General features: G+C 69.0%; 24 protein-coding genes. 14 read left to right on the forward strand and 10 right to left on the reverse strand.

The features are described 5' to 3' along the window. The first annotated feature begins 55 nt into the window (after positions 1–55). On the forward strand, positions 56–697 hold the full coding sequence (locus ACSHWB_RS20430; RefSeq protein WP_439663595.1) for a DedA family protein: 642 nt from the start codon (positions 56–58) through the stop codon (positions 695–697). 17 nt (positions 698–714) lie between these two features. On the opposite strand, the gene ACSHWB_RS20435 is transcribed toward ACSHWB_RS20430, so the two are convergent. The 4 genes from ACSHWB_RS20435 to ACSHWB_RS20450 all read right to left on the reverse strand — a co-directional run bounded on the left by ACSHWB_RS20435 (position 715) and on the right by ACSHWB_RS20450 (position 5712). Next, on the reverse strand, positions 715–1248 hold the full coding sequence (locus tag ACSHWB_RS20435) for a hypothetical protein (RefSeq protein WP_439663596.1): 534 nt from the start codon (positions 1246–1248) through the stop codon (positions 715–717). Positions 1249–1562: 314 nt separating this feature from the next. Further along, positions 1563–3794, reverse strand: coding sequence for a catalase/peroxidase HPI (gene katG / locus ACSHWB_RS20440; protein WP_439663597.1), 2232 nt, complete (start codon positions 3792–3794; stop codon positions 1563–1565). A gap of 18 nt (positions 3795–3812) precedes the next feature. Further along, positions 3813–4247: a Fur family transcriptional regulator gene (locus tag ACSHWB_RS20445; RefSeq protein ID WP_439663598.1), complete on the reverse strand. Its 435-nt coding sequence runs from the start codon at positions 4245–4247 to the stop codon at positions 3813–3815. 67 nt (positions 4248–4314) lie between these two features. Beyond that, a complete protein-coding gene (locus ACSHWB_RS20450; protein ID WP_439663599.1) occupies positions 4315–5712 on the reverse strand; it encodes a PLP-dependent aminotransferase family protein in 1398 nt (465 codons plus the stop codon). A 22-nt stretch (positions 5713–5734) separates the two neighbouring features. On the opposite strand from ACSHWB_RS20450, the gene ACSHWB_RS20455 reads away from it, so the two are divergent. From ACSHWB_RS20455 to ACSHWB_RS20465, 3 genes are read left to right on the forward strand one after another with little or no spacing between them, the layout of a single operon-like run. Next, on the forward strand, positions 5735–6667 hold the full coding sequence (locus ACSHWB_RS20455) for a DMT family transporter (RefSeq protein ID WP_439663600.1): 933 nt from the start codon (positions 5735–5737) through the stop codon (positions 6665–6667). Then, the gene (locus tag ACSHWB_RS20460) at positions 6631–7173 is read left to right on the forward strand and encodes a DUF6939 family protein (RefSeq protein ID WP_439663601.1); all 543 of its coding nucleotides are present in this window, start codon (positions 6631–6633) and stop codon (positions 7171–7173) included. Before ACSHWB_RS20455 ends, ACSHWB_RS20460 begins: the two co-directional genes overlap by 37 nt. A 44-nt stretch (positions 7174–7217) precedes the next feature. Next, positions 7218–7565 (forward strand): MmcQ/YjbR family DNA-binding protein, encoded by a 348-nt coding sequence (locus ACSHWB_RS20465; protein WP_439663602.1) that lies wholly within the window; start codon positions 7218–7220, stop codon positions 7563–7565. Between the two features lie 122 nt (positions 7566–7687). On the opposite strand, the gene ACSHWB_RS20470 is transcribed toward ACSHWB_RS20465, so the two are convergent. Then, on the reverse strand, positions 7688–8554 hold the full coding sequence (locus ACSHWB_RS20470; protein ID WP_439663603.1) for a tat pathway signal sequence: 867 nt from the start codon (positions 8552–8554) through the stop codon (positions 7688–7690). A gap of 149 nt (positions 8555–8703) precedes the next feature. On the opposite strand from ACSHWB_RS20470, the gene ACSHWB_RS20475 reads away from it, so the two are divergent. From ACSHWB_RS20475 to ACSHWB_RS20485, 3 genes are read left to right on the forward strand one after another with little or no spacing between them, the layout of a single operon-like run. Continuing rightward, positions 8704–9126, forward strand: coding sequence for a hypothetical protein (locus tag ACSHWB_RS20475; protein WP_439663604.1), 423 nt, complete (start codon positions 8704–8706; stop codon positions 9124–9126). After that, positions 9123–9347 carry a helix-turn-helix transcriptional regulator gene (locus tag ACSHWB_RS20480; RefSeq protein ID WP_439663605.1) on the forward strand — a complete coding sequence of 75 codons (225 nt, stop codon included), beginning with the start codon at positions 9123–9125 and terminating at the stop codon, positions 9345–9347. The genes ACSHWB_RS20475 and ACSHWB_RS20480 overlap by 4 nt, the downstream gene beginning before the upstream one ends. Positions 9348–9397: 50 nt before the next feature. Next, entirely contained in the window at positions 9398–10288 is an 891-nt protein-coding gene (locus ACSHWB_RS20485) for an NAD(P)-dependent alcohol dehydrogenase (protein WP_439663606.1), read from the forward strand. Here the strand turns inward: ACSHWB_RS20485 and ACSHWB_RS20490 are convergent. Then, on the reverse strand, positions 10246–11427 hold the full coding sequence (locus ACSHWB_RS20490; protein WP_439663607.1) for an amidohydrolase family protein: 1182 nt from the start codon (positions 11425–11427) through the stop codon (positions 10246–10248). The genes ACSHWB_RS20485 and ACSHWB_RS20490 overlap by 43 nt on opposite strands. A gap of 38 nt (positions 11428–11465) precedes the next feature. Next, complete coding sequence (ribA, locus tag ACSHWB_RS20495) at positions 11466–12101, reverse strand: GTP cyclohydrolase II (protein WP_439663608.1); 636 nt, start codon at positions 12099–12101, stop codon at positions 11466–11468. 92 nt (positions 12102–12193) lie between these two features. On the opposite strand from ribA, the gene ACSHWB_RS20500 reads away from it, so the two are divergent. The 4 genes from ACSHWB_RS20500 to ACSHWB_RS20515 are packed head-to-tail and all read left to right on the forward strand — an operon-like array spanning position 12194 to position 15288. Continuing rightward, a complete protein-coding gene (locus tag ACSHWB_RS20500; RefSeq protein WP_439664635.1) occupies positions 12194–12604 on the forward strand; it encodes a 6-pyruvoyl trahydropterin synthase family protein in 411 nt (136 codons plus the stop codon). Further along, on the forward strand, positions 12582–13553 hold the full coding sequence (locus tag ACSHWB_RS20505; RefSeq protein ID WP_439663609.1) for a glycosyltransferase family 4 protein: 972 nt from the start codon (positions 12582–12584) through the stop codon (positions 13551–13553). The genes ACSHWB_RS20500 and ACSHWB_RS20505 overlap by 23 nt, the downstream gene beginning before the upstream one ends. Further along, positions 13550–14329, forward strand: a complete 780-nt coding sequence (locus ACSHWB_RS20510) for a class I SAM-dependent methyltransferase (RefSeq protein WP_439663610.1) — start codon at positions 13550–13552, stop codon at positions 14327–14329. Before ACSHWB_RS20505 ends, ACSHWB_RS20510 begins: the two co-directional genes overlap by 4 nt. After that, positions 14329–15288 carry a lysylphosphatidylglycerol synthase transmembrane domain-containing protein gene (locus tag ACSHWB_RS20515; protein WP_439663611.1) on the forward strand — a complete coding sequence of 320 codons (960 nt, stop codon included), beginning with the start codon at positions 14329–14331 and terminating at the stop codon, positions 15286–15288. Before ACSHWB_RS20510 ends, ACSHWB_RS20515 begins: the two co-directional genes overlap by 1 nt. Here ACSHWB_RS20515 and ACSHWB_RS20520 read toward each other — a convergent pair. Continuing rightward, positions 15205–15894: a creatininase family protein gene (locus tag ACSHWB_RS20520; RefSeq protein ID WP_439663612.1), complete on the reverse strand. Its 690-nt coding sequence runs from the start codon at positions 15892–15894 to the stop codon at positions 15205–15207. The genes ACSHWB_RS20515 and ACSHWB_RS20520 overlap by 84 nt on opposite strands. Further along, positions 15881–16858, reverse strand: coding sequence for a zinc-dependent alcohol dehydrogenase (locus ACSHWB_RS20525; protein WP_439663613.1), 978 nt, complete (start codon positions 16856–16858; stop codon positions 15881–15883). The genes ACSHWB_RS20520 and ACSHWB_RS20525 overlap by 14 nt, the downstream gene beginning before the upstream one ends. Positions 16859–16899: 41 nt before the next feature. On the opposite strand from ACSHWB_RS20525, the gene ACSHWB_RS20530 reads away from it, so the two are divergent. After that, complete coding sequence (locus ACSHWB_RS20530) at positions 16900–17634, forward strand: CDP-alcohol phosphatidyltransferase family protein (protein WP_439663614.1); 735 nt, start codon at positions 16900–16902, stop codon at positions 17632–17634. Continuing rightward, positions 17627–18028, forward strand: a complete 402-nt coding sequence (locus ACSHWB_RS20535) for a DoxX family protein (RefSeq protein ID WP_439663615.1) — start codon at positions 17627–17629, stop codon at positions 18026–18028. Before ACSHWB_RS20530 ends, ACSHWB_RS20535 begins: the two co-directional genes overlap by 8 nt. Here ACSHWB_RS20535 and ACSHWB_RS20540 read toward each other — a convergent pair. Next, positions 18018–18779, reverse strand: coding sequence for a RibD family protein (locus tag ACSHWB_RS20540; RefSeq protein WP_439663616.1), 762 nt, complete (start codon positions 18777–18779; stop codon positions 18018–18020). The genes ACSHWB_RS20535 and ACSHWB_RS20540 overlap by 11 nt on opposite strands. Between ACSHWB_RS20540 and ACSHWB_RS20545 the strand changes: the two genes are divergently transcribed. Next, the gene (locus ACSHWB_RS20545) at positions 18757–20331 is read left to right on the forward strand and encodes a sulfatase-like hydrolase/transferase (protein ID WP_439664636.1); all 1575 of its coding nucleotides are present in this window, start codon (positions 18757–18759) and stop codon (positions 20329–20331) included. The genes ACSHWB_RS20540 and ACSHWB_RS20545 overlap by 23 nt on opposite strands. Position 20332: the final 1 nt, after the last annotated feature.

Below are 20332 nucleotides of genomic sequence, written 5' to 3' on the forward strand. Positions count from 1 at the left end.
CTCCCCATTCCTAGCGTTGCCCCCGACACATTCCGCACACCTGAGGGGAAAACCAATGCTGGCTGAATGGGCCGTCTCGCTGATGGAGTCGCTGGGAGGAGTGGGCGCGGCCGTGGTCGTGGGTCTCGACAACCTGTTCCCGCCCATCCCGAGCGAACTGGTGCTGCCGCTGGCCGGCTTCTCCGCGAGCAAAGGCGTGTTCAGCCTGCCCGCGGCCCTGTTCTGGACCACCCTGGGCTCGGTGGCGGGGGCCGTCGTCGTCTACCTGGCGGGCATGCTGCTGGGCCGCGCCAGGACCCGCGCACTGGTGGCCCGGATCCCGCTGGTCCGCGTCACGGACTTCGACAGGACGGAAGCCTGGTTCACCCGACACGGCACCAAAGCCGTCTTCTTCGGGAGAATGGTGCCGCTGTTCCGCAGTTTCATCTCGCTGCCCGCAGGTGTGGAACGCATGAACTTACCGAAATTCCTGGTGCTCACCACTTTGGGCAGCCTGATCTGGAACACCTTCTTCGTGGGCGCCGGCTATCTGCTGGGCGAGAACTGGCACCGGGTAGAGGCCTATGCGGGCATCTTCCAGAAGTTGGTGATCGCGGCGGTGGCCGTCGCAATCACGCTCTTCGTGGTGACCCGCCTGCGCCAGCGCTCGCAGGGTGACCCGGAGGCGACGGCGGTCTTACCGCGCGTCAAGCGATGACCGCCCAGGCTCGCCCGTCACACGACGAGCACCTGGCCGAGCACCGCCGCCGGCACCGCCAGCAGGTACAGCGCGGCTGGTCGTCGCGGTAGCCGGGAAGGAGGCCGGACCAGTTCGCCACGCTCCCGCCCGGTTCGCAGCGCTTCCGTCAACGCGTCACGGTTGCGCCCCTCGCGCGCCGCGTAGCTCTTGGAGATCTTCGACCACAGCCACGCGTGGTCGAACTCCCACTCTTCCTCGCTGCCGTCGGCGAAGACGACGCGGACGCGGTTGAACTCCTCGTCGAACCTGGCGATGGAATCCCAGCGGTGGACCGACATCGTGAACGACCGCACCACGGCGAGCCCGCCGTCGTTCCACATCAGCCGCGGCCGGAGTCCGGACCGCCAGATCATCTCGAGCAGCGGCAGGGCTGTCACGAGGATCAACGTCCACGGCGGAACCCAGCCGGGCACCCGCACCAGCTCCGCCGCGGGGACGACGGCCGCGCCCGCGGTCAACACGACCGCTGCGAAGTAGTTGATGAGGGCACTGCGCCGAATCTCGTGCACCGCGTTCCGACGGGGTCGCGCCGGCATTGGTGACTGGTCGGCTGGGTCCACATGCGGATGCTAGGACATCGGCGGATCCTGGCTCGCTGGCTTCGGCTGGGTGCGTGGCTCAGTCGGGTCCAGGGCTGGACGGCGGTCGCTGCCGGGTTTCGTGGGGTGCGCGCCCCCGTACGCGATGGTGTTGCTGTGCAACACATTCCGGCGAGGCCGCTCAACACTGCCGGACCCGCGGCCTGGGCTTCGGCCCGTACCCGGTCAAGACGAAGGTGCCCCAGGCCGGGGGAGTTGGCCTGGGGCACCTGGGAGGGGAGGGATCAGACGTCGTAGCGGTCCGCGTTCATGACCTTGTTCCACGCGGCGACGAAGTCCTGGACGAACTTCGCGGAGGCGTCGTCACTCGCGTAGACCTCGGCGACGGCGCGGAGTTCGGAGTTCGAGCCGAACACCAGGTCGTTGCGGGTGGCGGTCCAGCGGACGGCACCGGTGGTGCGGTCGCGGCCCTCGAAGTTCTCCTGGTCCTCGGTGACCGACTTCCACTCCGTCTCCATGTCGAGGAGGTTGACGAAGAAGTCGTTGGTCAGCGTCTCCGGCTTGGCCGTGAGCACGCCCGCGGCCGAACCGCCGTGGTTGGCGCCCAGCACACGCAGGCCGCCGATCAGCACGGTCAGCTCCGGCGCCGAGACGCCGAGGAGGTTCGCCTTGTCGACGAGGAGGTACTCCGACGGCAGCGGGTGGCCCTTGCCGCGGTAGTTGCGGAAGCCGTCGATCGTGGGCTCCAGGACGGCGAACGACTCGACGTCCGTCTGCTCCTGGGTGGCGTCGGTGCGGCCCGCGAGGAACGGCACCTCGACGTCGTGGCCCGCGGCCTTGGCGGCCTGCTCGATCGCCGCGGCGCCGCCGAGGACGATCAGGTCGGCCAGCGAGACCTTCCTGCCGCCGGTCTGCGCCGAGTTGAACGCCTCCTGCACGCCTTCCAGCGTGCGCAGCACCTGCGCGAGCTGGTCGGGCTCGTTGACCTCCCAGCCGCGCTGCGGCTCGAGGCGGATGCGGGCACCGTTGGCGCCGCCGCGCTTGTCGCTCTGGCGGAACGAGGAGGCCGAGGCCCACGCGGTCTTGACCAGCTGCGAGATCGAGAGGCCGGACTCGAGGATCTTCGCCTTCAGCGACGCCACGTCGTCGGCGGAGACGAGCTCGTGGTCGAGGGCCGGCAGGCGGTCCTGCCAGATCAGCTCCTCCTGCGGCACCTGGGCACCGAGGTAGCGCTGGATCGGGCCCATGTCGCGGTGCGTCAGCTTGAACCACGCGCGGGAGAACGCGTCGGCGAACGCCTCGTGGCTCTCCGCGAACTTGCGCGAGATCGGCTCGTAGATCGGGTCGAAGCGCAGCGCGAGGTCCGTGGTCAGCATCTGCGGCGTGCGGTTGAGCGTGCCGTCCTCGGGGTCCGGCACGGTGTTGGCGCCGGCGCCGTCCTTCGGCTTCCACTGGTGCGCGCCGGCGGGGGACTTGGTGAGCTCCCACTCGAACGCGAAGAGGTTCTTGAAGAACAGGTTCGTCCACTTGGTGGGCTGCTGCGTCCAGGTCACCTCGAGGCCGGAGGTGATGGCGTCGCGGCCCTTGCCGGAACCGTGCGTGCTGATCCAGCCGAAGCCCTGCGCGTCGATCGAGGCGCCCTCGGGCTCCGCGCCGACCAGCTCGGGGTCACCCGCGCCGTGCGCCTTGCCGAAGGTGTGGCCGCCGGCGATGAGCGCGACGGTCTCCTCGTCGTTCATGCCCATGCGGCCGAACGTCTCGCGGATGTCGCGGGCGGAGGCCAGCGGGTCCGGGTTGCCGTTGGGGCCCTCGGGGTTGACGTAGATCAGACCCATCTGGACGGCCGCGAGCGGGGACTCGAGGTCGCGGTCACCGCTGTAGCGGGCGTCGCCGCCGAGCCACGTGGTCTCCGGGCCCCAGTAGACGTCCTCGTCCGGCTCCCACACGTCCGCGCGGCCACCGGCGAAGCCGAAGGTCTCGAAGCCCATGGTCTCCAGCGCGCGGTTGCCCGTGAAGATCATGAGGTCGGCCCAGGAGACCTTCTTGCCCCACTTCTTCTTCACCGGCCACAGCAGGCGGCGGGCCTTGTCCAGGTTGCCGTTGTCCGGCCAGCTGTTGAGGGGGGCGAAGCGCTGCATGCCCGCGCCGGCGCCACCGCGGCCGTCGTGGGTGCGGTAGGTGCCCGCGCTGTGCCACGCCATGCGGATCATGAACGGGCCGTAGTGACCGAAGTCCGCCGGCCACCAGTCCTTCGACTCGGTCAGCACGGCGTCGACGTCGCGCGCCAGCTCGTCGAGGTCGACGGTCAGGAACTCCTGGCCGTAGTCGAGTTCGCCGCCGAACGGGTCCGCCTGGACGGGATGCTTGCGCAGGATCCGGAGGTTGAGCTGGTTGGGCCACCAGTCACGGTTGCTGCCGCCCTCGCTGGGGTGGCTGATGCGACCGTGCGCGACCGGGCAACCGCCGGCCTCCTCCTCGTTCAGGTCGGCCAGCTTGGCGTCAGTGCTGTCGGACACGGGAATCCTTCCGGGTGTTCAGGAACGTTTCGCGGCGGTCGTGCACTCGGGGCAGCTGCCCCAGTAGATGACCTCGGCCTCGTCGATGACGAACCCGTGGTCGTCGGATGCGTCCAGGCACGGTGCGTGGCCGACTGCGCAGTCGACGTCGGCGATGGCACCGCAGGATCTGCACACGACGTGGTGGTGGTTGTCCCCGACGCGCGCCTCGTAGCGGGCGACCGAACCCTGGGGCTCGATGCGCCGCAGCAGGCCGGCTCCGGTCAGTGCACGGAGCACGTCGTACACGGCCTGGTGGGAGACCGCGCCGAGGTTCTGACGCACGACGCCGATGATCGAGTCCGTGTCGGCGTGGGGGTGGGAGTGCACCGCGGACAGCACAGCTATCCGCGGAGCGGTCACCCGAAGCGACGCTCCCCGCAACAGGCGCTCGAAGTCGGAAGCCGTGGGCACGGGAGCCACCCTGCCGTCTTTTCTGGAATGAGTCAAGTTAATGAACGGTGCAGTTCACTCGAAGCGGTCATCGCCGCAGGGTGGACACGGCGTCGGCCAGCCGGCGCACCCCTTCGGCGAGCACGTGCTCAGGTGCGCCGCCGTAGGTCAAACGAAGAAAACTGCCCGGCGGTTCAGCCGCGAACCACGGCCGTCCCGGGAACACCACGACGTCGCGCGCCGCGGCGGCCGTCGTCAGCTCCAGGTCGTCCACGCCGTCCGGGAGCGTCGCCCACAGGTGCAGGCCGCCGGACGACCTCGCGATCTCGAACTCCGGCAGGTGTTCGGCGAGCGCGCCCGCCAGAGCGTCACGCCTGGACCTCAAGGACTGCTGGAGCGTGCGCAGGTGCCGCCGCCAGACCGGGGACGTCACGAAGTCGATCGCCGCCTCCTGCAACGGCCCCGCGACGTAGAGGTCCTGCCGGGAGCGGGTGTTCTTCAGCCGGGTGCCGGCCGGTCCGCGGGCTCCGATCGCGGCGACGCGCAATCCGGGCGCGGCGACTTTGGTGAGCGAGCGGACGTAGACGACGTGGCCGTCGGTGTCCTGCGAGACCAGCGTCGGCGGCGCGGTGCCGTCGATGGTGAAGCCGCGCGCCCAGTCGTCCTCGACCAGGAACGCGCCCACGCGGCGGACGATCCGCATGACCTCGGTGCGGCGCTCGCCGGACAGCACGGCGCCGTGCGGGTTCGCGTGCAGCGGCTGGCAGTAGAAGACCTTCGCGCCGGTGCGTTCGAACGCGGCCTGGAGCAGGTCCGGCCGCACGCCGTCCTGGTCAGCCGGCACCGGCACGACCTTGAGCCCGGCGTCGCGCGCCGCCGCGATCGCGCCGAGATAGGTGGGTGACTCGACCAGCACGGCGTCACCGCGGTCACCGAGCCCGCGGAACACCGTCGCGAGCGCTTCCTGGGCGCCCGCGCACACCGTGATGTCGCCGGCCCTCAGCTCACCGCCGGCCTCCTTCGCGAACCACGCGCGGAGCTCTTCCTTGCCCTCCACGGGAACGCGTCCCCACGAGGCGGGCCGGCGCGCCGCACGGCTGAGCGCGGCACCGAGCGCGTCGGTGGGCTGCAGCGCGGGGTCGAGGTAGCCGCTGGTCAGCGGGATGGCCTCGGGTTTCGGCACCGCGACGAGGTTCGCCACCAGGTCCTCGCCCGGCCTGCCCTCGCCGAGTGCCACGGCCTGCCAGGACAGGTCGTGGCCGGCGACCGCGTTCGTCCGCGCGGCGACGTAGCTGCCCCGGCCGGGGCGCACCTCGACCAGCCCTTCGGCGGCCACGCGCTGGATGGCCTGCTGGACGGTCGCGGGCGAGGCCCGGTGGCGCGCCATCAGGTCGCGCACCGAGGGCATGCGGTCGCCGGTACGCCCGGCACGTGCCGCCGCTCTCAGGTCCTCGATAACGCGGAGGGCTGCGTTATCCTCATTCATGAGAGCCAAGAGTAACGTTATCGTGCCGGCGGGGGTAACACTGGGCGCGCTCGGCGTGCTGGGTTTCAGCTACTCCCTGCCCGCGACCCGCTTGGCAGTCGCAGGTCTGGACCCGTGGTTCGTCGCGTTCGGCCGCGCACTCGTCGCGGGTGTGCTGGCGATCGCCTACCTGGCGTTCTCGCGGGCACCGATCCCGTCGGCGGCGCAGTTCCGCCGCCTGGTGATCGTCGCGGTCGGCATCGTGATCGGCTTCCCGTTGCTCACGTCCCTGGCCCTCACCACCCAGACCTCGGCCCACGGCGCCGTGGTGATCGCCGTGCTGCCGATGTCCACGGCGATCTGGGCGGTCGTGCGCGCCTCCGAACGCCCGCCCGTCGCGTTCTGGCTCTCCAGCGGCGCGGGCCTGCTCGCGGTGCTGGCGTTCGTGGCCACCGGCGGCGGCTTCTCCGGCTCGCTGAGCCTGGCCGACGTCTACCTGCTGGCCGCCGTGGTGCTGTGCGGCCTCGGATACGCCGAGGGAGGCGCGCTCTCCCGCGAACTGGGCGGCGCCAGGACCGTCTGCTGGGCGCTGGTCGTCTCGCTGCCGGTGACCATCCCGGTTTCCTTGTACACAGCGGACTTCTCGCGCGCGAACGGCGTCGTGTGGTCCAGCTTCGCCTACGTGGCGCTGATCTCGATGTTCCTGGGCTTCTTCGCCTGGTACGCGGGCCTGGCCGCGGGCGGTGTGGCGAAGATCGGCCAGATCCAGCTGGCCCAGCCGGTTCTGACGCTGATGTGGTCGGCGCTCGTGCTGAACGAACCGGTCGGCTGGCCCGCCCTCACCACCGCGGCCGTCGTGCTCGTCTGCGTGGTGCTGACCCAGCGCAGCCGCGTGCCCAGCGGCCCGAAATTGTCAGACCCTCCTGCCATCCTCGAACCATGCCCATCGAAGTCGCGAGCAAGCGACGCAAGCTGAAGCGCCCGGACGCGGTGGTCGTCGACGTGACCTCGCGCGGCCCCGAGCCGTGGGTGCGCTTCAGCCCGTTCTTCCCGCACGGCCAGATCCCGGTGCCGTTGTCGCCGGGCGTGACGAGCGAGTCGGTCGAAGGGCTTTGGCAGGCGCTGAAGGTCTTCGAGGGCTCCGACGTGGACCCGTCGAAGCTCGCGGTGACGTCGATGAAGGGCCTGAAGCGCACGGTCCGCCGCTTCGGCCAGGTGCGGGGGCACCGCGCGGGGCTGGCCGGTGAGCGCCTGCTCGACTACCGGACGGCCCGGCAGGAGATCTACTTACCGGCCTACCGCTGGGTTCTGGAGCACCGGCTGCGGGCGGAGGTCGCGCGGCTGCACGAGCTGGCCGAGTCCGCCGACGTGGTGCTGCTCGACTACACGACGAACGGCGACGTGGACGACCTCAGCACGCCGCTGTCCCACGCCGCACTCGTCGTCGATCATCTGAGGAGGCTCGCCGCACCCGCGTCCTGAAAGCCGGATTTATACTTTCCGCTCTTCGGCTTTGGGGGTCGGCAGTGGCGACGACGAACAAGCAGCTCTTCAAGATCGTGGACGCGCTCGCCGAGGCGCAGCGCTCCTCCGGTCAGCAGTACGACACGTTCCGCGTGCGCGGCAAGGTGTTCGGCTACTACTGGCCGCGCACGCAGACAGTCGGGCTGAAGCAGACGCTGTCCGAACAGCTGGCGCTGGTGGCGGAACGGCCTGAGGTGTTCGAGGTGCAGTTCACGGCCGGTGGTTTCGGCTGGGTCGTGGTGTACCTCGAAGGCGTCGACGCCGACGAGATGAAGGAGCTGGTGTTCGAGGCCTGGCGGTTGTCGGCGCCGGAGGACCTCGTCGCCCAGGTGCCGGATCTCGCGCGATGACCAGGGTCGAGTTCGAGCTGCCCGCGGACGGCGGATCTCACCGCGAACCGAGTTCGTGCAGGGGCCCGTGCTGACCATCGACGTGCCGAGCGTTGTGGGAGTCCATGAAGGACTGACGGTGCTCAGCGGAAGAGCAGGCGGGTGATCTCCGTGTCCGTGGCACGGCCCTCGTCGTAGGCGCCCTCGCCCTTGAGGTTGTTCATGATCGCGAGCGTGTACCGCTCGTCCTGCCCGACGAACCCGACCGAGTTCATCACCCAGCCGCCTTCCTCCTCCGACCAGCCGTTCTTCGCGCCGGAGTCGGGACCCCAGACGCCCCACTGCTGCACGGCGCCGACCTGGCGCATCTGCCCGACGATGTACGCGCGGTCGTCGGCCGGCACGGAGTCGAGGATGTAGTTCATCAGCCGGTCGAGGTCGTTCGCGGTGCACTTCTGGAAGCCCCAGTAGGGGAACGTGGCCGAGTATCCCTTTTGTGGCACCAGGTCGGTCATCCCGTACTTGCCGAACGCCGCGTTGAACGTGGTGCCGCCGAACTTCTTCCACAGCGAGTCCGCCGCGTCGTCGTCGGACGTGTGCAGCATCGCGTTCATGAGGCTGCGGTCGCCGGTGGTCAGCTTGATCTTGCCTGTGCGGTGCCGTTCCAGCAGGTTCACGACCATCGCGAGCTTGATCGTCGACGCGGTCCACGTCATGTCGCCCGCGTGGTCGTTGCGCCAGGTCGCCCCGTTCTTGCGGTCGCGCAGCACGAAACCCACGGTTCCCGGCCTGGTCTCGGCGTAGTCCTGGGCGGCCTTCAGACGCTTCTGGAAGTCGCACTCGAACCCGCTGTCGGGCAGCGGGCAGACCTCGGGCGTCGCGACCAGGGGTGCGGCCGCGAGGGTGTGGGACGGCGGTTGCGTGCGTGCGGCGGCGGGAGGTTCCGCCGTCACTGCGTGGCCGCACGCCGTGAGGGCAAGCGCGCACGCAACAAGGATCGGACGGAGCATGCGCCGCACGCTAATGGGTCCGATCGGAGGTAGTCGACCGCCATACGGACGCGTTGATCACGAAAAGGTTAAGTCAAAGATGTTTGACACGGTGTCTGTTTCGCTTTACCTTGGTGATGTCAGGTTTCTTTGACATCAGGAGCGGGACCATGGCGTTCGAGGAGAAGCGGGCGTGGGCCTTGGCGGTCATCGCCGTGGCCGGTTATGCCGTGTACGTCGCACTTGTCATGACTGGAGCGGCAGGGCGTTCGCTGGTCGAGGCGCCCTACATCGGCCCGATGTTGTGGACCATCTCACTCGGGATCGTCGCCGGCATCGTGTCGGGCATCTGGTTCGGCATCGCCTCGCGCAACGACGGCCTTCAAGCCGACGAGCGGGATCGCGAGATCGGCCGGATCGCTGACGGCATCGGTCAGTCGTTCGTCGTCATCGGCGGCGTGTCCGCCATGGCGCTCGCGATGCTCGAGGCGCCGTACTTCTGGATCGCCAACGTGCTCTACCTGTGCTTCGTGCTGTCCGCGGTGCTGGGTTCGCTGGCGAAGATCATGTTCTACCGGCGGGGGATGGCGTGAAGCCGACCAAGGTCACGAACTCCATCCGCGCACTGCGGTTCGCGCACGGCGAGATGAAGCAGGCCGATCTCGCCACGGCCATCGGCGTGACGCGGCAGACGCTGATCGCCATCGAGCAGGGCAAGTACTCGCCCTCGCTGGAGGTGGCCTTCAAGATCGCGCGCGTGTTCAAGGTGTCGCTCGACGACGTGTTCCAGTACCCGGAGGAGGAAGAGCTGTGAAGGCTGTCGTGCAACGAAGATACGGATCGGCGGTGTCAGGTGACCTCGATGTGCCTGTGCCTGGGAACGGTGAGGTTCTGCTGGAGGTGCGGGCGGCGGGCGTCGACATGGGCGTCTGGCACCTGCTCACCGGGAAGCCGTACCTGGTGCGGTTCCTCGGGTTCGGGTTCCGCGGACCGAAGTCGCCGGTACCGGGCAGGGACGTCGCCGGTGTGGTGAAGGAGATCGGGCCCGGCGTCAGCGAGTTCGCGGTCGGCGACGAGGTGTTCGGCACGTGCGAGGGGTCGTTCGCCGAATACGCCGTCGCGCCGGTCGCACGGCTGGCGCGCAAACCGGAGGGCATCTCCTTCACGGAGGCCGCGGCGCTGCCGATCTCGGGCGGGACCGCGCTGGAGGGACTGCGCGGAGTCCAGCCGGGGCAACGGGTCCTGGTGCTCGGCGCCGGCGGTGGCGTCGGCTCGTACGGGGTCCAGATCGCGAAAGCCCTTGGCGCACATGTGACTGCGGTGTGCAGCACGCGCAAGGTCGAGCTGGCCAGGTCGCTGGGTGCCGACGAGGTATTCGACTACACGGTCGCGGACTTCACCGGCACGTACGACCTGATCCTGGACTGCGGTGGCGCCAGGCCGTTGTCGAGGCTGCGCGGGGCGACCAACGACCACGGCAGGATCGTGCTCGTCGGCGCGGAGACCGGCGGATCGATCACGGGCGGATTCCACAAGTCGATCGGCGCTCTGTTCCTGAACCCGTTCTCCTCCAGGAAGTTCGTCCCGCTGATGGCGAAGGAGCTCGGGGTCGTCTTCGACGAGCTGCGCGTCATGGTCGAGTCAGGCACGCTCAAAGCCCCGGTGGGCAAGGTCTTCCCGCTGTCCGAGGCGCTGGACGCGGTGGACCACGTCTACTCGCGACGGTCGGTCGGCAAGACGGTCGTCGCGATCTGACCACCTAGCACCACGGTCGTCACGTGGTGCAACGCCGTGATGTCCCGCATGGGATCTCCTTGCACGGCAATGATGTCAGCGTCCCAGCCGGGCTTCAGCGCGCCCTTGCTGACGTTCAGCGTCCTGGCCGCCAGGCTGGTGGCGCCGGCGAGCACGACCGCGTTCGGGATGCCCGCCTCGATCATGTGACCGAGGGCGTGGGCGGTGATCCCGTGCGGCTTGCCCGCCCCGATCCCGCCATCGGTGCCGGACACCGCCCGGACCCCGTGGTCGTGCATGCGACCCACGATGTCCAGCTTCGCCGGGATGCTCATGCCGGCACGGTCGAACGCCTCCACGATGTGCGGCGGCGGGTCCTGCGTGTTGCCGAGGGTGTGGCAGACGGCGATGTCCGCCTCGGCCATCGCGTCCATCAGCTCCACCGGCATCCGCATGCCTCGATCGGTGAGGCACGAGCAGTGCTCGATGCCGTCCACGCCCGCGGCCACGGCCCGTTGGATCGCGGACAGGCTGTGCGCGTGGGCGGTCACCGGCAGGCCGTGGGAGTGGGCTTCCTCCACGACCACGCGGAGTTCCTGCTCGGTGAACTGGCAGTCGTCGACGGCGGTGCCGGGGGTCGCGAACCCGCCGCTGGCCATGATCTTGACGACGTCGGCCTGGCGTTCGGCCCGTTCGCGCACCGCCCGGCGCAGCGCGTCGTCACCGCTGGTCTCGCCGCCCATCGACCAGCAGTGGCCACGGGGAGAGGTGAGAGGAGGGCCGGACGCGAGAATCCGCTGCCGGTGCTTGGAGCGCTGTTCGAGCACCGACCACTGCCGGTCGCCCAGGTCGCGGACGGTGGTCACCCCGGCCCGCAGGTGGCGGTCCAGGCTGTCCTTGATCACCGCGTCCAGGTGTTCGGTGGTGAACTCGGGCAGCCGGTCCAGCGCGCCGTTCTCGCTGTCCGCGCCGAGGTGGACATGGGTGTCGATCAGTCCTGGCAGGACGGTGGCGGTGCCGAGATCGACGATCTCGGCACCGGCTACGTCCGGATGCCCCTGCTCGACGGCCTTGATGGTGCCGTTCTCGGTGATGACCGTGACGGGCCCCGCGATCGACCGTTCACCGTCGAACGCACGCCCTGCCCGCAGCGCCAGCATCCGGACATTCTGAGCGCCACATGCTGGGAAAGCAATGGTCAGCGGGCGTGCGGAAGGGTGGTGAACTCCTCGACCTGCGGCAGGTCGTGCCCGAGCCGGTCGCGCTTCGCCGTCAGGTAGGCGATGTTGTGCGCGTTCGGGGTCATCAACGACGGCACGCGTGCCGTCACCGAAATTCCGTTGGACTCCAGCGCGGCGATCTTGTCCGGGTTGTTGGACATCAGCCGCACGGACTGCACGCGCAGATGCTTGAGCACGCGGGCCGCGGGGGTGTAGTCGCGCACGTCCACGGGCAGCCCGAGCGACGTGGCCGAGTCCAACGTGTCCAGTCCGGCGTCCTGCAGCACGTGCGTGCGAATCTTCGCCACCAAACCGATTCCGCGTCCCTCGTGTCCACGCAGGTACACGAGGATGCCGCTGCCTTCACGCACGATGGTGTTCAGCGCGGCGTCGAGCTGCTCACCGCACTCGCAGCGCATGGCGGCGAAGATGTCGCCGGTCATGCACTCGGAGTGGATGCGCACCAGCACGTTCTCGCGCAGCTTCGTCTTGCCGTAGACGAGGGCCATGTGCTCGTGACCGTCCGCGCGGAACGCGACTGCGCGGAAGGTGCCACGGCGGGTCACCAGGTCGGACTCCGCAACGTCTTCCTCGTTGAAGGCCTCTTCGAACATCTCCGGTCCCCTTGTCACCAGGCGCCTTCCGGGCGTGCAGCTACGCTCGGATGGAGGTCGCACCGTAACCCGACCGCACAGCGGAGGTCATCCTGTTCAGCATCACCGTCCGCGATCACGTGATGATCGCGCACAGTTTCCGCGGCGAAGTCTTCGGTCCGGCACAACGTCTGCATGGAGCAACGTTCCTGGTGGACGCAACGTTCAAACGTGCTGAGCTCGATTCGGACAACATCGTCGTCGACATCGGACTCGCGACCCAGGAGCTGAACAAGGTCCTGGCCGCCTTCAACTACCGCAACCTGGACGAAGAACCGCAGTTCGCGGGCATCAACACGTCCACGGAATGGCTCGCGAAGCACATCGCGGACCAGCTCGCGGACAAGATCTCCGAGGGCGCTCTGGGTGAGAGCGCTCACGGGATCGATGCGATCGCCGTCACACTTCACGAGTCGCATGTGGCGTGGGCCGGCTACGAACGTGCACTTCGTCCTTCCGGCTGACGTCGGGGATCCGGGCAGTCCCAGCGGCGGCAACGTCTACGACCTGCGCGTGAGCGCGGGCATGGACCGTCTGCTCGTCGCTGGGGACTGGCCGCGCCCGAGTGACACCACCGCGTTGTCGCAAACGCTTGCGGCGATTCCCGACGGTGCTGTCGTGCTCCTCGACGGCCTGGTCAGTTGCGGTGTACCCGAAGTCGTCGTCCCTCACTCCCCACGGCTGCGGCTCGCCGTGCTCGTGCACCTGCCGCTGGCCGACGAGACGGGCCTCGACCCCGCCACGGCCGCGTTGCTGAACGAGAAAGAGGGCCAGGTCCTCCGGGCGGCGAGTGCGGTCATCGCGACCAGTCCCACGGCCGCCCGTGACATCAGGGCCAGGCACGGCCTGGACCACGTCCACGTCGTCGTCCCCGGCACCGATCCGGCACCGGAAGCGCGGGGTACCGACGGCGTCCACCACCTGCTCTGCGTCGCGTCCATCACACCCCGCAAAGGCCACGACCTGCTGGTCAGGGCGTTGCGGCGGATCGAACGCGACTGGCGGCTGACGTGCGTGGGCCCGCACCGGCCGTTCCTGCGCGAACTCCCGCGAGACGAGCGCGTCAGCTTCCCGGGACCGCTCGCCGGCGAGGCTCTGACCAGCGCATATGACCGCGCGGACCTCTTCGTGCTGGCCTCCCGCGCCGAGACCTACGGCATGGTCGTCACCGAGGCGCTCGCACACGGTCTGCCGGTCATCGCGAGCTCGGTTCCCGACGCGCTCGGCGACGGCGGCCTGCTCGTTCCCGCCGGGGACGAAAATGCATTGGAAGCTGCACTAACACGCTGGTTTCAAGATCAAGATTTCCGGGCGGAACTGCGCTCGAAGGCGCTCGCCCGGCGGGCTGTTCTGTCCACTTGGGACGAATCCACAGAGGACCTGCGGAGGGTGCTGGCTACGCTCCGGCCATGACCTTCGCCCCGGAATGGCTGGCACTGCGGGAAAACGCCGACGCTCAGGCACGCTCGACCGAGCTCGCCGACGTGGTCCGCGAAACTCTGGTGAACCGAAACCCCCTGACGATCCGTGACCTCGGTTGTGGAACGGGATCGATGGGACGTTGGCTCGCCGGCAGGCTCGGCGGCGTGCAGCACTGGGTGCTGCACGACCGCGACCCCCGGCTGCTCGGGCTGGCAGAGGCCGGCATGAACGCCCTCGAGAACGTCACCGCCGAGACGCGGGAGGGCGACCTGACGGCCCTGAAATCCGCCGACATCGCGGGTGCTGACCTGGTCACTTGCTCCGCGTTGCTCGACTTGCTCACTACTGACGAGATGAACGCTCTGGCGGTTGCATGCGTAGAAGCACATGTGCCCGCTCTGTTCACGCTCTCGGTGGCAGGCCGGATCGACATCGATCCGGCCGAGCCGCTCGACGCCGCATTCCAGGACGCGTTCAACGCTCACCAGCGCCGCGTCGTGGACGGGCGCCGTCTGCTCGGACCGGACGCTCCGGCCGCCGCTGAAGAGGCATTCGTGGCGGCAGGCGCTTCGGTTCGAACGGCTCAAAGCCCCTGGCGGATGCACGGCGACGCCCTGCAGTCCGAGTGGCTGAAGGGCTGGGTCGACGCCGCGGTGGAGCAGGAACCCTCACTCGCCTCGGAGGCCTCCGAGTACCTGCGCCGCAGGTCAACGGCCTCCGTGGTGGTCCACCACGTCGACTTGCTGGCACTACCGGGAGCTGTGTGATGAAGAAGTTCTGGCCGTGGCTTCGCCTGGTGCTGGCGTTGGGCATCCTCGTGGCTCTGGGCCTGCGCCTGGGCACGGAGGCGTTCCTCGACGGACTGCGCGCGATCGACGCGTTCTCCGTCGCCGCCGCACTGGCGATCGGGCTCGTGACGACGGTGCTCAGCGCGGGTCGCTGGGTGCTCGTCGCGCGCCGCCTCGGCCTGCCGCTGACCCTGCGCACTGCGGTCAGCGACTACTACCGCGCCCAGCTCGTCAACGCCGTGCTGCCCGCGGGTGTGCTCGGTGACGTGCACCGCGCGGTCAACCACGGCCGTGAGTCTGGCGATGTCGGACGGGGCGTGCGCGCCGTGTTCTTCGAGCGCTTCGCCGGTCAGATCGTGCTCATCGGGATCGGGCTCGCGGTGCTGCTCACGCACCCCGCGCCCGGCCTCGACCTCGCCCCGGACGGCACCACCGCCGGGCTCGTCGTCGCCGGTCTGGCCGTGGCCGCGGCCGCCGGCTGGCAGATCAGGCCGGTGCGCCGGGTGCTGGTCAACACGCTCGCCGACGGCATCAGACTGCTGTCGTTCAGGACCTGGCCCGCCGTCATCGGCCTGTCGGCAGCCACCGTCGCGGGGTACGTCGCGATGTTCCTGGTGGCCGCCCGCGCCGCCGGGTCGGACGCCACCATCACCCAGCTCGCGCCGGTCGTCGTGCTGGCGCTGCTGATCATGGCGATCCCGGTGAACATCGGCGGGTTCGGCCCGCGCGAGGCGTTCCTCGCGGTGGCGTTCGGTGCCGCCGGTCTGGGCGCCGCGCAGGGCTTCACCACCGGCATCGTCTACGGCGTGCTGGCGCTCATCGCCGCTCTGCCCGGCGCGGTCGTGCTGTTCCTCTCACGCCGGAAGACCGAAGAGGTCCAGGTAGTGACGGAACGACTCGGTCAGCCCCGCGAGCAGGAGCTCGCCCTTGCTCGCTGACGCGAGCGAGGGCCGCCCGATGACGCCGGAGGACGTGTACGGCGCCAGACCCAGGGTCAGCATGTGCCGCCGGTCCTCCGCCAGGTGGTCAGAGTCAACGTAGCCGGGACGGATCAGATCGGGGTGCGCGTGCAGCAGGATCGAGGTCTCCAGCTCGCCGGCGTGCATGTCGCTGTACGCCGAGGTCTCGATGCCGGCCTTCTCCCGCGCGAACGCCCAGTCGTCCCGTCCGGGGAACAACGCCAGGCCTTCGCCCTCCTGCACGATGTTCGACAGCACGTAGTTGCCGCCGTGGCCGTTGACCAGCACGACGTTCGTGACACCGTTGCGCCGCAAGGACTCCGCGATGTCCTTGACCACTGAGATCAACGTGCTCGCGGAGATGCTGACGGTCCCCGGCCAGTCGGCGTGCTCCTGCGAGCACGAGAACTGGATCGGCGGCAGCAGCCGGACCGGGTACCGCGCGGCGATCTCCGACGCGATGGTCCAGGCGATCACCGAGTCCGTGGCCAGCGGCAGGTGCGGGCCGTGCTGTTCGGTGCTGCCGACCGGGAGCACCGCGACGGTCTGGTTTCGGACGTCGACCGTGGTGTCACTCGGGAACATGGGCCTGACCGTAGTCAATCCGATGGCACAGCGCCGGAATCTCGCCGTCCGCGAGCCTCGGCATGACGTCGGGGAGCTCCTCGAACGTGCTGTGGCCGGTGACCAGCGCGTCGAACCTGTCGTCGGCCAGCAGGTCCAGCGCGACCGCCATGCGTTCGGCGTAGGTGCGGTCCGGGCGGCCGACCGTGCCGACCTGGCTGCTGCGGATCGTGAGCCGCCGCGAGTGGAAGAACTCGCCGAGCGGAACCGAGATTTTCTTGTCGCCGTACCAGCTGAGCTCGATCACGCGGCCTTCCGGCGCGAGCAGGTTGAGCGCCGTGGTGAGGCCGGGCTCGGTCGCACTGGCGTGGAAGACCAGGTCGCAGCGGTCGAGAGCGTCGCCCGGCAGGGCGAAGCCGACACCGAGCTTGCGGGCGATCTCCTCGCGAGCCGGATCGGCGTCCACGAGCTCGACGCGCGCGCCGGGGAACGTCGCCAGCACCGCCGCGATGCTCGACCCGACCATGCCACCACCGACCACCGCGATCCGATCGCCGACCAGCGGCCGCGCGTCCCACACGGCGTTGACCGCGGTCTCGACGGTGCCCGCCAGCACGGCTCGTTCAGCCGGAACCCCGTCGGGCACGAGCGTGACCGAGGTTTCCGGGACCACGTAACGAGTCTGATGTGGATAGAGGCAGAACACCGTGCGTCCGCGCAGGTTCCCGGTCTCCACCACACCCACGTTGAGGTACCCGTACTTCACCGGCCACGGGAAGTCGCCCTCCTGGAACGGCGCCCGCATCACCGCGTACTGGTTCTCCGGCACGCCACCGCGGAACACGAGGGTCTCCGTGCCGCGGCTGACGCCGGAGAACAGCGTGCGCACCTCGACCTCACCGGGACCGGGCTCGGCCAGTGTGACCTGCCGAACCTCCCCTTTTCCCGATTCATTGAGCCAAAAGGCACTCGCCGTACGTGTCACTCACAACACCTCCGCCGCACGAAGTTCGTTAGGGGCACCTGATGATCACACTTCAGCACACCAGGCAGGCACCCGTCCTGCGGGAGCCTGCCATCTGGGCGGGCCTCCAGGTCCTCGCGCTGGGCGTGGTCGGTGCCACAGCCGGCCTCGGGCCGCTCGGCTGGGCCGCCGGTCTCGCCTACGGGTTCGCCACGTGGGCGTTCCTCGGCTACGGCATGCAACGGCACCGCACCTCGGCCTTAGGTCCCGCCGACCGCGTCACGCTGGCGCGTGGCCTGATGGTCGGCGCGGTGACCGCCCTGGTCGCGGACCGCGCAGGGCAGGACGTGCCGGTCGCGCTGGTCGTGACGCTGGCGGCCGTCGCGTTGTCGCTCGACTGGGTGGACGGCCAGGTCGCTCGCCGCACGGGCACCTCGACCGCTCTGGGCGCCCGGTTCGACATGGAGGTCGACGCGTTCCTGATCCTGGTGCTCAGCGCGTACGTCGCCGTGCACCTGGGTCCGTGGGTGCTCGCGATCGGACTCATGCGGTACGTGTTCGTCGCCGCGTCCTGGCGTCTGCGCTGGATGACCGCGCCGCTGCCCGGCAGCTACGCCCGCAAGGTCGTGGCCGCGGTCCAGGGGATCTTCCTCGTCGTGGCGGCTTCCGGCCTGCTGCCGTTCGCGGGCGTGCTCGTCGGTCTCGCGCTGGCATCGCTGGTGTGGTCGTTCGGTCGCGATGTGCTCTGGCTGTGGAACAACGCCGCTGTCTCGGTGGGACAATCCCGCCATGTCTGAGCAGACCTCAACCGCGACGAAGATCGGCAACATCGTCGTCTGGATCCTGCAGATCGTGCTCGCCGTGCAGTTCGTGATGAACGGCTACGCGCTGTTCACCGACGCGTTCGTCGCCAAGTTCGACGACATCGGCTTCGGTCAGTGGTTCCGCTACTTCACCGGCGTGCTGGAGATCGGCACGGCGATCGGCCTGCTCATCCCGCGCATCTGCGGCCTCGCGGCGCTGGGTCTCGCGGGCATCATGGCCGGCGCGGCGCTGACCGAGCTCACGCTGGTCACCAACGGCGGCTTCGACGACGCGATGATGCCGCTGATCTTCATGGTGTGGGCGCTGGTGATCGCGGTCTACCGCCGCGAGCAGATCTTCGGCGTGTTCAAGCTCGTCAGGAAGTGACTTTCGGGAAGTAGCGGAGCACCGCGACGTCCCCGACTTTCGTGACGTCCTCCAGGTGGAATCGGCGAGCCGGTCCACCGGGGAATTCGGCGGGATTCACGAAACGAGGGGCCGTCGCCTGTCCGATCAGCATCGGCGCCACCGCCACCCGGATCTCGTCGGCCAGTCCGGCTTGCAGGAACGCCGTGTGAATGCTCGTCCCGCCCTCGACCATGAGCTTTCTCACTCCGCGTGCACCGAGATCGTCCAGAATCTCTGAGAATTCGCTGAAGGTCTTCGTTTCGGCGAGATGCCCGACCGTGGTCTGCGCGGTCTTCGAGTAGACGACCCGGTCGCCGCCGCAGTGCCAGAACCGCAGGTCAGGGTCCAGAAGGCCACTCCTGGTGACCGTGACTCGCAGCGGAAACTCCGGTTTGCCGTCGGCTATTCTCTGCGCGCGTCGTTCGTCGCTGTAGACGAGCAGTCGCGCGTTGTCACGGCGCAACGTCTCGGCCCCGGCCAGAATCGCGTCCGACTCCGCGCGCATCCGGTCGACGTGGTCGAAGTCCTCGGCGTTGGAAAGCGGGAACCTCTCGGTGCCGCGATCGTCGATGTGGCCGTCGAGGCTGACGGCGACGCTCAGCAGAACGTGCGGGCGGGTCACGGGAACCGATGGTAGAGCAGGTGAACCGTTCGCGGGCCGCGCCGCGTTTACCTCATGGGGTCCGGAAAGGGGAATCTCGGTGAGGATGTTGCTGCGGCGGACGGTCACGGTCCTGGCGGGGCTGTTCGTGTTGTTCGTGCTCATCGCGCCGAGCGACCTCGAGAAGTTCTCCTTCGAGGCGTTCCTGCGGGTGCCACTCGAAGGCCTCATCGGCGTGATGGTGCTGGTGCTGCTGCCGGACCGGTTCCGCAAGCCCGCCGCCATCGCCGGTGGTGTCGCGCTGGGCCTGTTCACGGTCGTGAAGATCATGGACATCGGCTTCGACATGGTGCTGTACCGGCCGTTCGACCTCGTGCTGGACTGGCCGCTGCTGGTGCCCGCCATCGACTTCGTGGACGTGACGTTCGGCCGCTTCGCCTCGGTGCTGGCCGTCGGCCTCGCGGTCGCGCTGGTCGCCGGGATCGTGTTCGTCGCGGCGGCATCGGTGCAGCGCCTCAGTTCTGTCGCCGCCGGACGGCGCCCGATCGCGATCCGCGCGGTCGCGCTGCTCGCCGTCGCCTGTGTTTCCCTTGCCGTGCCCGGGGTTCCGGTCTACTCCGACGCCGCCGCCACCTCGCTGGTGGATCACGCACGGCGCGTGCAGGCCGGTCTGAACGACAAGGAGGTGTTCGCGGCGGAGGCCTCGGTCGACGCGTTCCGCGGACACCCTGGGCTGCTGTCCTCGTTGCAGGGCAAGGACGTCGTCTTCACGTTCGTGGAGAGCTACGGCAAGTCGGCGCTGGACATGCCGGACGTGGCGGCGAAGCTGGCGCAGGGCAACGATCGCCTGAAGGCGGCCGGCTACTCGGCCCGTTCCGCGTACCTGACCTCGCCGACCGCCGGTGGTGGCAGCTGGATGGCGCAGGCGACGCTGCTGTCCGGGCTGTGGATCGACAACCAGCAGCGCTACCGCAACCTCGTGGCCTCCGACCGGCTGACGCTGCCGCGGGCGTTCCGCGAGTCGTCGTGGCGTTCGGTCGGGGTCGTCCCCGGCATCACGCAGGCGTGGCCGGAAGGCGACTTCTTCCACTACGACAAGATCTACGCCGCCCAGGACCTCGGCTACCAGGGCCCGCGCTTCGGCTACGCCACGACGCCCGACCAGTTCACCCTGGAGTCGTTCCAGCGCAACGAACGTGCGAAGGCCCACGGCCCGGTGATGGCGGCGATCCCGATGGTGTCCTCGCACGCGCCGTGGTCACCGACGCCCGACTCGGTGGAGTGGGACAAGCTCGGCGACGGCTCGATCTACTCGACCATGCCCGCCTCGAACGACCCGCCGGAGTCGATCTTCGGCCGCGACCCAGGAGCCGTGCGCGCCGACTACGCGCACTCCATCTCGTACTCGCTGGAGTCCGTGCTCTCGTACCTGGAGAAGTACGGCGACGAGAACCTGGTGATGGTGTTCCTCGGCGACCACCAGCCGGCGCAGATGGTGACCGGCGAGGGAGCGTCGCGGGACGTGCCGATCACCATCGTCGCCAAGGACCCGGCCGTGATGGAGCGGGTCTCGGACTGGAAGTGGGACGACGGGATCAAGCCGGGAGGGTCGGCCCCGGTGTCGCGGATGAGCGACTTCCGGGACCAGTTCCTCTCGACCTTCTCGCCGCCGAAGGCCTAGC

The sequence above is a fragment of the Lentzea sp. HUAS TT2 genome (genome assembly GCF_051853195.1).
Taxonomy (GTDB): Bacteria; Actinomycetota; Actinomycetes; order Mycobacteriales; family Pseudonocardiaceae; genus Lentzea.